At 68.3% G+C, this 12,217-nt stretch carries 12 protein-coding genes; 8 read left to right on the top strand and 4 right to left on the bottom strand.

What is annotated here, in order from left to right:
• The first annotated feature begins 144 nt into the window (after window positions 1-144).
• The 6 genes from WFQ67_RS19725 to WFQ67_RS19700 all read left to right on the top strand — a co-directional run bounded on the left by WFQ67_RS19725 (window position 145) and on the right by WFQ67_RS19700 (window position 6,620).
• The gene (locus tag WFQ67_RS19725; protein ID WP_337057956.1) at window positions 145-1,068 is read left to right on the top strand and encodes a LysR family transcriptional regulator; all 924 of its coding nucleotides are present in this window, start codon (window positions 145-147) and stop codon (window positions 1,066-1,068) included.
• The gene (locus WFQ67_RS19720) at window positions 1,065-1,955 is read left to right on the top strand and encodes a LysR family transcriptional regulator (protein ID WP_337057955.1); all 891 of its coding nucleotides are present in this window, start codon (window positions 1,065-1,067) and stop codon (window positions 1,953-1,955) included. The genes WFQ67_RS19725 and WFQ67_RS19720 overlap by 4 nt, the downstream gene beginning before the upstream one ends.
• A 269-nt stretch (window positions 1,956-2,224) precedes the next feature.
• Window positions 2,225-2,854: a glutathione S-transferase family protein gene (locus WFQ67_RS19715; RefSeq protein ID WP_173180301.1), complete on the top strand. Its 630-nt coding sequence runs from the start codon at window positions 2,225-2,227 to the stop codon at window positions 2,852-2,854.
• A 49-nt stretch (window positions 2,855-2,903) separates the two neighbouring features.
• Window positions 2,904-4,964, top strand: a complete 2,061-nt coding sequence (locus WFQ67_RS19710; RefSeq protein WP_337057954.1) for a pyridoxamine 5'-phosphate oxidase family protein — start codon at window positions 2,904-2,906, stop codon at window positions 4,962-4,964.
• Window positions 4,965-4,978: 14 nt separating this feature from the next.
• On the top strand, window positions 4,979-5,179 hold the full coding sequence (locus WFQ67_RS19705; RefSeq protein WP_213625130.1) for a hypothetical protein: 201 nt from the start codon (window positions 4,979-4,981) through the stop codon (window positions 5,177-5,179).
• A 223-nt stretch (window positions 5,180-5,402) separates the two neighbouring features.
• On the top strand, window positions 5,403-6,620 hold the full coding sequence (locus WFQ67_RS19700; RefSeq protein WP_337057953.1) for an MFS transporter: 1,218 nt from the start codon (window positions 5,403-5,405) through the stop codon (window positions 6,618-6,620).
• A gap of 7 nt (window positions 6,621-6,627) precedes the next feature.
• Here WFQ67_RS19700 and WFQ67_RS19695 read toward each other — a convergent pair whose 3' ends face one another.
• On the bottom strand, window positions 6,628-7,089 hold the full coding sequence (locus WFQ67_RS19695) for a methyltransferase family protein (RefSeq protein ID WP_337057952.1): 462 nt from the start codon (window positions 7,087-7,089) through the stop codon (window positions 6,628-6,630).
• Window positions 7,090-7,242: 153 nt separating this feature from the next.
• On the opposite strand from WFQ67_RS19695, the gene WFQ67_RS19690 reads away from it, so the two are divergent.
• Window positions 7,243-7,446, top strand: a complete 204-nt coding sequence (locus tag WFQ67_RS19690; protein WP_175384272.1) for a hypothetical protein — start codon at window positions 7,243-7,245, stop codon at window positions 7,444-7,446.
• Between the two features lie 59 nt (window positions 7,447-7,505).
• Here WFQ67_RS19690 and WFQ67_RS19685 read toward each other — a convergent pair whose 3' ends face one another.
• On the bottom strand, window positions 7,506-7,736 hold the full coding sequence (locus WFQ67_RS19685; protein WP_213625127.1) for a hypothetical protein: 231 nt from the start codon (window positions 7,734-7,736) through the stop codon (window positions 7,506-7,508).
• 303 nt (window positions 7,737-8,039) lie between these two features.
• On the opposite strand from WFQ67_RS19685, the gene WFQ67_RS19680 reads away from it, so the two are divergent.
• Window positions 8,040-9,362 carry an OprD family porin gene (locus WFQ67_RS19680; protein ID WP_337057951.1) on the top strand — a complete coding sequence of 441 codons (1,323 nt, stop codon included), beginning with the start codon at window positions 8,040-8,042 and terminating at the stop codon, window positions 9,360-9,362.
• Window positions 9,363-9,958: 596 nt separating this feature from the next.
• Here the strand turns inward: WFQ67_RS19680 and WFQ67_RS19675 are convergent.
• Complete coding sequence (locus WFQ67_RS19675) at window positions 9,959-11,341, bottom strand: heavy metal sensor histidine kinase (RefSeq protein WP_213625125.1); 1,383 nt, start codon at window positions 11,339-11,341, stop codon at window positions 9,959-9,961.
• Window positions 11,338-12,012: a heavy metal response regulator transcription factor gene (locus WFQ67_RS19670; RefSeq protein WP_213625124.1), complete on the bottom strand. Its 675-nt coding sequence runs from the start codon at window positions 12,010-12,012 to the stop codon at window positions 11,338-11,340. Before WFQ67_RS19670 ends, WFQ67_RS19675 begins: the two co-directional genes overlap by 4 nt.
• Window positions 12,013-12,217: the final 205 nt, after the last annotated feature.

Here is a 12,217-nt window from a genome sequence, read left to right as displayed (position 1 = left end):
CACAGGGCTGCGACTGGCCGGATGCCCAATCGCGAATGAATTCGCTCCCACAAGAAGGTGAGGTGCACCGTCTCTCGTCTTCGACCCGGCCTGGACGCTAAGCTGTCGGCCACTCGGAAAGGGGCGCGATGCCAGGCGGTGAGGGTGGACAGGTTCCAGGAAATGAAGGTGCTGCTGGCGGTGACCGAGGCGGAGAGCTTCGCCGGTGGCGCGAAGCTGATGGGCCTCTCGCCGCCCAGCGTGACGCGCGCCATCGCTGCGCTGGAGGCACGCCTCGGCACCCTGCTGCTGGCGCGCAGCACGCGCAGCCTGCGCCTCACCGAGGCGGGGCGGCGCTATGTGGAGGACTGCCGGCGCATCCTGCTGGAATTGGAGGAGGCCGAGGAGCTGGCCGCCGGCAGCAACGTGCGCCCGCGTGGGCGGCTGACGGTGACGGCGCCGGTGATGTTCGGCGAGCTGTTCCTCATCCCGCTGATCGCCGAATACCTCGACCTGTACCCGGAGGTGGAAATCAACGCCCTGCTGGTCGACCGCGTGGTGAACATGGTCGAGGAGGGCGTGGACGTCGCAGTGCGCATCGGCTCGCTCCGCGAAGGCGAGCACCTGGCGCTGCAGGTCGGGCAGATACGCCCGGTGGTCTGCGCCGCGCCGTCACTGCTCGACCGCATCGGCAGGCCGAGCCGCCCCGAGGACCTGGAGAACGCCCAGGTGGTCATGTCGTCCGCCAGCGGGCTGCTCACCCACTGGCAGTTCATGGGGCCGGACGGCCCGTTCGGGTTCACGCCGACGCCACGCCTGCTGGTCAGCTCCAACCAGGCGGCGATCAAGGCCGCGCGCCTGGGCTGGGGCTTCACCCGCGTGCTGTCGTACCAGGTGGCCGAGGCCATTGCCAAGGGCGAACTGGAGGCGGTGCTCGACGCCTTCGCCATGCCCGCGCTGCCGGTGTACATCATCCAGCAGGGGGGCCGGCGCGAGTCGGCCAAGGTGCGTACCTTCGTCGACCACTGCGCCACGCGCTTCCGCGCCGATGCCGCCTTGCGCGCGGCGGGGGCGCCGGTCGCGCGATGAGCCGCCACCGCGAGATGCAGGTCTTCCTGGCCGTGGCCCGCGCGGGCAGCCTGGCGGGGGGCGCGCGCCGCCTGCAACTGTCCCAGGCCACCGTGATGCGCACCCTCGCCGCCCTGGAGGCGCGGCTGGGCAGCGCCTTGCTGCTGCGCGGCCCGCGCGGGGCCCGCCTGAGCCCGGAGGGTGAGCGCTTCGCCGAAAGCTGCGAGCGCATCCTCGGGCGGGTGGAGGAGGCGGAGCGCTCCGTCACCGGCCTGCACGCCGAGCCGGTTGGTGCACTGCACCTGGCGATGCCGCTGCTGATGGCGCACCAGGTGTTCACCCCCATCGCCCTCGACTACCTGAACGCCTTCCCCGGGATGACCCTGGACATCCGGGCCTGCGAGGGGCTGCCACGGTTGCTGGAGGAGGGGATCGACGTCGCCCTGGTGACCGGCCCGTTGCCGGACTCCTCGGGGTTCGCCGTGCCGCTGGGGCGGGTCCGCCCCCTCGTCTGTGCGGCGCCCGGCTACCTGGCGCGCCACGGCCGGCCGGACCGCCCCGAGGCGCTGCCCGGGCTGCCGACCATAGTCGCCACCTCCACCGGCCATGCCGGCGAGTGGCGCTTCGCCGACGGCGCGGTGAAGGTCACGCCCCGGCTGCTCTGCAGCACCCCGCAGGCCGCCATCCGCGCCGCCGTCGCCGGGCTGGGGCTGACCCGTTGCCTGAGCCACGAGGTGTACCAGGAACTGCAGGCCGGCCAGCTGGAAACCGTGCTGGAGCCCTTCGCCGCCGCGCCGCTGCCGGTGCACCTGGTCTACCGCGAAGGCCGCCGCGCCGCCGCGCGGGTGCGCAGCTTCCTCGACTTCGCCGTGCCACGGCTGCGAGCCCATCCCGCGTTCGAGGGGTGAATCGGTCGCCCCTACAGAAAGCAGGCCGAGCCAGCGCGCGGGCATGAGCCCTGTGTAGGGTGGAGGTCGCTTTTTACCTCCACCGGGCGGAGCCGCGTGTGGCACACGCCCCCGCATCAAGATCCAATCAATTTCATAAACTGAAAGAGTGGATTGTCATCCGTGGTGATTCTGCTCATCGCTGCATGGGCTCAACATGGCTCCATCGTCGCGAACGCCCAGCCGGGCGGTTCACGGTGAACCCCCCGAACCGATAAGGAGCCACCGTCATGTCTCGTCCCGCCATCAAGCTGTACCGCCACCCGCTGTCCGGCCATGCCCATCGCGTCGAACTCATGCTCTCGCTGCTGCAACTGCCCACCGAGCTGGTCTTCGTCGACCTGGCCAAGGGCGCGCACAAGCAGCCCGACTTCCTTGCCCTTAACGCCTTCGGCCAGGTGCCGGTGATCGATGACGCCGGCACCGTGGTCAACGACTCCAACGCCATCCTCGTCTACCTGGCCAAGCGCTACGGCGAGGGGCGCTGGCTGGCCGAGGAAGCCGTCGCCGCCGCGCGCATCCAGCGCTGGCTGTCGGTGGCCGCCGGGCAGGTCGCCTACGGTCCTGCCGCCGCGCGCCTGATCACCGTCTTCGGCGCCTCCTTCAATGCCGAGGAAGTGATCCACCGGGCCCATGTGCTGCTGGCGGTGATGGAAGGCGAGCTGGACGCCTCCCTCTTCCTTGCCGGCGACACGCCGACCATCGCCGACGTAGCCAACTACAGCTACATCGCCCATGCGCCGGAGGGCAACGTGTCGCTGGAGGCCTATCCCAACGTGCGTGCGTGGCTGGCCCGCATCGAGGCGCTGCCGGGCTTCGTGCCCATGCAGCGTACCGCCGCCGGCCTCAACGCCGCCTGAGCCACCCCGGGCTGCCGAGCCCCGGCAGCCCCTTTCCGGAGGGCAGACCATGGAACAGACTCCCAGCCAGCGCCCCTCGCCCTGGCATGCCGGTGAACGGCAACTGCAGGAAACGGTCGGCGTGGCCGAGCGGATGGAAGCCCACGGGCAGAAAGTCATCCGCGACCACATGCCCGACCAGCACCGTGCCTTCTTCCATCAACTGCCCTTCCTGATCGCCGGTGCGGTGGATGGCGACGGCCGCCCCTGGGCGACCCTGATCGAGGGCCCCGAAGGCTTCGTCACCTCGCCCGACCCCAGGCACCTGGTCTTCGACCTGGCCGCCCGCCCGCTGGACCCGCTGGACCCGGCCACCCCAGGCCTCGGTGCCGGCGCCGCCCTCGGCCTGCTCGGCATCGAACTGCACACGCGGCGTCGCAACCGCCTCAATGGCGCGATCGACCGGGCCTCGGCACAGCAGTTGGTGGTGCAGGTCGAGCACTCCTTCGGCAACTGCCCGCAGTACATCCAGCGACGGGAATGGAGCAGCTCCCCCGAGCCGCGCGGCACGGTCCGCGAGGACGCCGCCGAGCTGGACGAGCGCACCCGCGCGATGATCCGCGCCGCCGACACCTTCTTCGTCGCCAGCTACGTCGACCACGAGGGCGGCGGCCGCTCCGTGGACGTCTCCCACCGTGGCGGGCGCGCAGGCTTCGTGCGGGTGGAAGGCAACCGCCTGACCATCCCCGACTACGCCGGCAACCTGCACTTCAACACCCTGGGCAACCTGCTGAGCAACCCGCGCGCCGGCCTGCTGTTCGTCGACTTCGAGCAGGGCAACGTGCTGCAGGTACAGGGCCGTGCCGAGGTGATCCTCGACAGCCCGCTGATCGCCGCCTTCGAAGGTGCCGAGCGCATCTGGACCCTCGATATCGAGCAGGTGGTGTTCCGCCCCAGCGCGGTGTCGCTGCGCTGGGACTTCGACGAATACGCGCCCACCAGCCTGCTCACCGGCACCTGGGCCGAGGCGGACGAGCGCCTGCGCGAGACCGAGCGGCGGCGCCAGTGGCAGCGCTGGCGCGTGCTGAGCCAGCAGCAGGAAAGCCGCGACATCCGCTCGCTGGTGCTGGCACCCGAGGAGGGTGGCGAGGTGAACTTCGCCCCCGGCCAGCACATTCCCCTGCGCTTGCTCACCGCCGATGGCGAAGCCCTGGTGCGCACCTACAGCGTCTCCAGCGCGCCGAGCGACGGTCAGCTGCGCATCAGTGTCAAGGCCCAGGGCAAGGGCTCGCGGCACCTGCACGAGCAGGTGCGGGTCGGCGATGTGCTGGAAGCCCGCCCGCCCCTGGGCGGCTTCACCCTGAAGACCGACAGCCAGCGCCCCGTCGTGCTGATCGGCGCGGGCGTGGGCATCACCCCGATGGTCTCCATGGCCCGCGAGCTGGTGGCGCTCAACCAACGGCAGCGGCAAGGCCGACGCATCCATCTGTTCCAGGGCGCGCGGGCGCTGCGCGACCTGCCGTTCCAGGCCGAACTGCAGGCGCTGTCGAGCCGATCGGGTGGCCTGCTGCGCTGGGTGCGCGCCCTGAGCGCCCCGGAAGCCGAGGCACGGCTGGGGCATGACTTCGAACTGAACGGCCGCCTCGACCTGGCGCATATCCAGGCCAGCCTGCCGTTCGACGACTACGACTTCTACCTGTGCGGGCCGGCGGCCTTCACCCAGTCGATCTACGACGGCCTGCGCGGGCTGAACATCGCCGATTCGCGTATCCACGCCGAGGCCTTCGGCCCCTCGACGTTGCGGCGCCAGGTCGACGGGCAGGCGCCCGCGCGGGACCAGCCACCGGCGGCCACGAGCCCGGTGCCGGTGTACTTCACCCATTCGGCCAAGGAAGCGCGCTGGACACCGGAGAGCGGCAGCCTGCTGGAGCTGGCGGAAAGCCGCGGCCTGACCCCCGAGTTCAGCTGCCGGGGCGGCTCCTGCGGCACCTGCCGCACGCGCCGCATCAGCGGCGAGGTGCATTACCCCAACCCGCCGGCGGAAATGCCCGAGGCCGACATGGTGCTGATCTGCTGCGCCGTCCCGGCGGCGGGCGAAGAGGGCACCCAACCCCTGGTGCTCGACCTGTGAGGAGGCTCGCCATCATGACCATCCAGCAAAACCCCTGGGCCAGCGGCATCCCCCGCTGGAACGACACCCCCGACCGTGACGCCCAATCCCGCCTCGGCACGCCCGCGTGCGTGGAGACCGAGGCCGGCTTCCTGCTGTCGCAACTGCTGTTCCCGCTGGACCTGCCGAGGCGGGAGGCTGGCGCGCAATGCGGGGAAGGGGACTGGCGCTGCTGAGCCGAGCGGCCGGGCGGTGGGTTTCGCTGCGCTCTACGCCACCCTACGAAAGCGGCAGCCGGGTGGCGGCGCAGGATGTCTCTTTTGCGATGGTGGTTGGCCGGATTGCGTGAGACAGCCAGGGTGGCGCGGCATAGGATGGCGCCCGATCCTGAATTCCGGCAGCGTCGTGCCACGGTCGTCCAGCCCGAGGTGTGCGCTGCTCCTGCCTGGAAGTTCCACCATGTCCGTCAGCACCACCGCTTCTCCCCTGGCCGCGACTCCGGCGGCGAACCCGGCCAGCCCGCTGGTCATGCGCGTGATCGGTGCCTGTGCGCTGGCCCACCTGATCAACGACCTGATCCAGGCGGTGCTGCCGTCGATCTACCCGATGCTCAAGGCCAACTACGGCCTGAGCTTCACCCAGGTCGGCCTGATCACCCTGACCTTCCAGCTCACCGCCTCGCTGCTGCAGCCCTGGGTCGGCTACTACACCGACCGCCACCCCAAGCCCTGGCTGCTGCCGGCCGGCTCGCTGTGCACCCTGGTGGGCATCCTGCTGCTGGCCTTCGTCGGCTCCTTCCCGGCCATCCTCATGGCCTCGGCGCTGGTGGGCATCGGCTCGTCCACCTTCCACCCGGAAGCCTCGCGCATCGCCCGGCTGGCCTCGGGCGGGCGCTACGGCCTGGCGCAATCCACCTTCCAGGTCGGCGGCAACGCCGGCAGCGCCTTCGGCCCGCTGCTCGCGGCGGCCATCGTCATCCCCTACGGGCAGGGCCACGTGGCCTGGTTCGGTCTGTTCGCCACCTTCGCCATCCTGGTGCTCTACGGCCTCAGCCGCTGGTACCGCAACCACCTGAACCTGTTCCGACTCAAGCAGGGCGGCGCCGCGACCCACGGCCTGTCCAGGCGCCGGGTGACCTTCGCCCTGGTGATCCTGGCGCTGCTGGTGTTCTCCAAGTACTTCTACATGGCCAGCCTCACCAGCTACTTCACCTTCTACCTGATCGAGAAGTTCGACCTGTCGGTGGCCACCTCGCAGATCTACCTCTTCCTGTTCCTCGGCTCCGTCGCCGCCGGCACCTTCTTCGGTGGCCCCATCGGCGACCGCATCGGGCGCAAGAAGGTGATCTGGTTCTCCATCCTCGGCGTCGCGCCCTTCACCCTGGCGCTGCCCCATGTGGACCTGTTCTGGACCGGCGTGCTGAGCATGGTCATCGGCTTCATCCTCGCCTCGGCCTTCTCCGCCATCGTGGTCTTCGCCCAGGAGCTGGTGCCGGGCAACGTGGGCATGATCGCCGGCGTGTTCTTCGGCCTGATGTTCGGCTTCGGCGGCATCGGCGGGGCGCTGCTGGGGCACCTGGCGGACATCCACGGCATCGAGCACGTGTTCTTCCTCTGCTCCTTCCTGCCGCTGCTGGGCATTCTCACCATCCTCCTGCCTTCGACGAAAAAGGCCTGAGCCCCGCTCAGACCCAGCGCCGCACCCGCTCCCGGTAGCGGGTGTAGTCGGCGCCGAACAGCCCGGCCAGCGCCCGTTCCTCGGGGACGATCTGGAAACGGTCGAGGTACAGCACGAACCCCGCCACCGCGAGCAGGGCCAGCGGTGCGCCCAGCAGTGCCGCCCAGGCGACGAGCAGGATGGCGAAGCCCAGGTACATGGGGTTGCGCGTGTGGCGGTAGATGCCGGCCTGCACCAGCGACGAGGCCTGCTCCGGCACCAGTGGGTTGACCGTGGTATGGGCCCGCCGGAAGGACGCCACCCCGGCCAGGCACACGCCCGCGCCCAGCGCCGCCAACGCCAGCGCGGCCCCGAGCCTCCAGGCCCAGGCAATCTCCACCGGGGGCAGCAGGTACGCCAGCAGGGCCATGAGCAGGGCGCAGACCAGGGTGGCCAGCACGGGGGGAATGCGTTTTTCCAGACGGTCCATCATCGTTCCTCGGGGTGTGTTCGGGCCTGAGGATGAAGGCTGTAGCGACTCCAGGGTCAAGCGTCATCGACCCGGTGTTCCATCACCGCCGACTTGCGCTGCGGGCTCCAGGGGCTAGGCTCGACCGTTCTGATTTCAGCAACGGAACGCATGATGGAACACTCAGGGGCAACGGTTTTCACCAAGGGCGAGTTCAGCGTGGTGCAGTGGGTCGCGGTGCGGCAGGACGGCTCCACCGAGGTTCGCGGCTATCGATTGAGGGGCCCCGGCGCCCCGCAGACCCTGCTGCCCACGGCGGTGATCGCCAGTGCGATGGTCCAGGAGCTGTCGAAGCGCCGGCCCGGCTCGCGCTTCTGAGCAGGGCCGCCACGCCACGAAAAAGCGCCCCGAGGGGCGCTTTTTTGTGGGCAGAGGGATCAGCCGCCGTTGCGTTTCTTCTCGTCGGCGCTTGCCGGCGGCTCGCTGCGCTTGGCCGGTTGCTGGCCGGCGTCCGCCACCTCGGGGTTCTTCTTGCCCCAGAGGCGTTGCTGGTCCTCGCGGACCTTCTGGTTGAACTGGTAGGAGCGGTCGTACCCGTCGCCCTTGGCGAAGGCGGGCGCGCTGCCGAATGCCAGCAGGGCGATGAGTGCGTAGTGGGTCTTCTTCATGGGCAGGCCTCTTTGGGTTCGCATGTCTGTTGAGGGAGCGTTGCGATGCGAAGTGGGCCTGATGCTACGGAGGTGAAACTAACAGGGGCATGAGCCGCGAATTACATTGCTGCAATCTTCGCGGCACCCGGCGCAGGCCCCGGTCTTGAAGGGCTGCGCGGGGCTCGGCCTTTCAGAATTGTAATGTTCCGATCATCCTGGCGTTAGCTCCCGGCGGTGACGATATGGCGCGGTCGCATTCATTCGAACAATTCCAGGCGCCCGCCCAGATCAATAAGAACTGCCATTGGCCAGGAGCAATAGATGAACAGAAAAGCCAAGCTGTCGCTTGCCGTCGTTTCCGCCGTTCTCGGGGTCAGCCCGCTCGCTCATGCCGAGGAGCAGAAGGAAGGCTTCATCGAGGGCAGCAGCCTCAGCGTCCTCAACCGCAACTTCTACTTCAACCGCGACAACCGCAACGGCGAGGATGGCGCCGGCGGTGCGGGCTACTCCGAAACCTGGGCCCACGCGGTGATCGGCAGGTTCGAGTCCGGTTTCACCCGGGGCACCGTCGGTTTCGGCGTGGACGCCTTCGCCATGCTCGGCCTGAAGCTGGACACCGGTGGCGGCCGCAACGGGGCGCGCAGCTCCTTCGACGTGCTGTCCGTGGACAGCGCCGGTGACGCGCGGGACGAGTACACCAAGGTGGGCGGGGCGGCCAAGGTCCAGGCCTTCGACACCGTGGTCAGGGTGGGTGACGTCTTCCCCGTCACGCCGGTGGTGCAGTACGGCGATTCGCGCCTGCTGCCGGAATCCTTCCGTGGCGTCACCCTCGCCAACACCAGCATCGACGGCCTGACCCTGCAGGGCGGCCGGCTGCATTCGATGAGCCAGCCGGTCTCCAGCAACATGCGCGACAACTTCGCCACCTTCTACGCCGGTAGCGTGGATTCGCCCTGGGTCGGCTACTTCGGCGGCGACTACGTGCTCAACGACCACGTCAGCCTCAGCGCCTACAGCGCCCGGCTCAAGGATGTCTGGGACCAGTACTACGTCGGCACCTCGCTGAGCTACCCGCTCAGCGACGAGCTCGCGCTGATCGGCGGCTTGAACCTCTACAAGGCGGTGGACGAGGGCAGCAAGCAGCTCGGCGAGTTCGACAACACCATCTGGAGCGGCAAGGTCGGCGTGCGTTTCGGTGCCCACACCGTCGCGCTGACCCACCAGCGCAACAACGGCAACGACGACTTCGACTACCTGCGCCAGTCGGACTCCATCTACCTCGACAACTCCATCCAGTACTCGGACTTCAACTCCCCGAAGGAACGTTCGTGGATGGTGCGCTACGACCTCGACATGGCCGCCTACGGCATCCCCGGGCTGTCGTTCATGACCCGCTACGGCAAGGGCACCGACGCCGATTATTCCAACGCCAACGCGGTGTACATGCGCCGCGACGCCAACGGTGACCCGCTCACTGACCAGAAGCGCTGGGAGCGTGATATCGAGGCGAAGTACGTGGTGCAGAGCGGCTCGCTCAAGGACATGTCCTTCCGCATCCGCCAGGCCAACACCCGCGCCACCCAGTTCGAGTCGGACCTGGACGAATTCCGCCTCATCGTCGAATACCCGCTCAGCGTGCTGTAGCGGTCTTGGCGAAGATGACGAATTTGTAATTCGCCGACCACGGTCCCGTCATTTTCGCTTTCGCATACTTCCACTCAATTCACCTTTGAAGCAGTGATGCTCCTTTGGAAGAGGTGAATCCTTGGGCGCCCCGATGGGCGCCTTTTTTATGCACGGGACTTTTGTTGGCGCGGCGCCGCAGGTTGGCGCCGAGCGCAGCGAGGCCCAACGCAGCGATGTCCGGCCTCGCTCCGAATGTTACTTGTGGGAGCGGCACCAGCCGCGAAAGACCCACCGCCGGCACATGGCTACCAGTGGCCGGGTATTCCATCGCGAATGAATTCGCTCCCACAGATGCCACCAGCCACAGCTTCGCGAGCAGAGCTCGCTCCTACGGTGCCGTGCTGGATTGCGGGCACGGAGATGGGCCGGGTGTAGGGTGGAGGTCGCTCTTTACCTCCACCATGCGGGGTTGCGGTGTGGCACCGGGCAGCATGGGTTTCGCTCCGCTCGCGGAACGCCGTCCGACCCATCCTACAAACCTTGTGCCGCAGGTTGGTGCCGAGCGCAGAGGCCCAACGGCGGAGTGTTGGGCCGGGCCTCGAGCGCCCATCGATTCAGGCGGGAAACACCAAGCGGAACAATGTGAAGCTGCCGGGCAGGCTGCTGGCTTCGACGCTGCCGTGGTGCAGGCTCATGATCGAGCGCACGATGGCCAGGCCGAGGCCGGTGCCGCCTTCCGCGCGTGAGCGGCCGGTGTCCACCCGGTAGAAGCGTTCGAAGAGGTGCGGCAGGTGCTGGGCGGGGATGCCGATGCCGGGGTTGCCCACCGCCAGCGAGACCTTGTCCGGGTGCCGCTCGATGACCACCGAGACCTGGCTGCCCGCCGGGCTGTGGCGGATGGCGTTTGACAGCAGGTTGGATATCGCGCGCTGGATCATCAGCCGATCGCCGGCTGTGGTGCCGCTGCCGGCCACGACGATCTCGACGCGCCGCTCTTCCGCCGTGTGGGCGAACAGGTCGGCCACGCGCCGCGCCTCGTCCTCCAGGTGGATGGTCTCGAAGGGCACCAGCGCGGCAGGGTGGCTGACGTTGGCCAGGAACAGCATGTCGGTGACGATGCGCGTGACCCGGGTGAGCTCCTCGGTACAGCACTCCAGCACCTCCTTGTATTCCTCCGGCGGCCGCTCCCGCGAGAGGGTCACCTGGGCCCGGGCCATCAGGTTGGTGATGGGCGAGCGCAGCTCGTGGGCGAGGTCGTCGGAGAACTGCGAGAGCTGCTGCACGCCGCCGTCGAGGCGGTGCAGCATGAAGTTGATGCCCTGGGCGAGGTCAGCCAGCTCCTGGGGCAGCCGCTCGACGGGGATGCGGTGGGTCAGGTCCTGGGTCGAGACCAGCGAGGCGACCTTGCGGAACTGCTGCAGCGGCCGCAGCCCGCGCTGGACGATCCACCAGGCGCCCATGCCGATCACCAGCAGCAGCAAGGGCAGGGCATAGAGTGTCGAGCGCAGGTAGGCGGTGAGCAGCACCGCGTCGGCGGTGCGGTCCATGGTCAGCTGGACGATGGCCGGCGTGCCGTCTTCCAGGCGCAGCCGGGTGGCTGCGGTCAGGGTGTCGTGGCCGAAGTCGTCGCGGCTCTCGTGGTAGCTGATGCGCTCCGGCATCGCGTCCAGCGGGCCGATGGGCCGGGCGCGGCTGCTGATGTCCAGCAGCAGGCGGCCGTTGCTACCGGCCTGGTAGATGGCCAGTTGCAGGTTGTCGTGGCCGAGCACCAGGTCGAGCAGGCCGTGGGGCTTGCCGAGCAGGTCGGTGGGGGTGATGGCGTCTTCGTCGAGGCGATGCTCGATCTGCTGGAGCTTGTCCCGCAGGCCCTCGCGGGCGAGGGACGACAGTTCGTGGAGCAGCGCGAAATAGGCCAGCGCCGCCAGCAGGATCACCAGCGCGGCTCCCATGATCGCCACCGAGATGCCCAGGCGCAGCGACAGGCTGGCGGGCTTCATGGGCGCTCCTCGAGCACATAGCCGACGCCGCGCAGGGTGTGGATCAGCTTGTTGTCGAAGGGGTCGTCGATCTTCGCCCGCAGGCGGCGGATCGACACCTCCACCACATTGGTGTCGCAGTCGAAGTTCATGTCCCAGACCAGCGAGATGATCTGTGTGCGCGACAGCACCTCGCCCGAGCGGCGCATCAGCAGGTGCAAAAGGGCGAACTCCTTGGTGGTCAGGTCGATGCGCTGATCGCCACGGAAGGCGCGGTGCCGGCCGGGGTCCAGCTCCAGGTCGGAAACCCTGAGGGTGTCCGGGATCGGCACCTGCTCCGCCCTACGCAGCAGCGAGCGGACCCGGGCCAGCAGCTCGGGGAACTCGAATGGCTTGACCAGGTAGTCGTCGGCGCCCAGGTCGAGGCCCCGGACCTTGTCCGCCAGGCGGCCCCGGGCAGTGAGCATCATGACGCGGGTGCTGCTGGTGCGGCGGATGTTTTCCAGCACGCCCCAGCCGTCGATTTCGGGCAGGTTCACATCCAGTATCACCAGGTCGTAGGCATGTTGCCGGACCAGGTGCAGGCCATCGATACCGGTGGCGGCCTTATCCGTTACATAGCCACTTTCACTGAGTCCCTGATGAAGATATTCGGCTGTTTTCGGCTCGTCCTCGATAATCAGGATTCGCATGGTCAAGTTACCTGGAAGTTAGGCATTGAATAGTTTCAAGCACGTGGCTTGTATGAAGTCCGATGCCTGGCGATGCGCCGGCTCGATTAATTTTTCGCGGAGGTTAAAGCCTGTAGCGGCTACAGGGTCAATGCCCGCCTGGTGCGGCCGGCATGGGTGCGACAAGCTGTCGCGGTGCCGAGGGAGTTGCGCTGGATCTTCAGGC

The sequence above is a fragment of the Pseudomonas sp. USHLN015 genome, assembly GCF_037153275.1.
Classification (GTDB): domain Bacteria; phylum Pseudomonadota; class Gammaproteobacteria; order Pseudomonadales; family Pseudomonadaceae; genus Metapseudomonas; species Metapseudomonas tohonis.
This window is presented reverse-complemented; position numbering and strand designations above follow the sequence as displayed.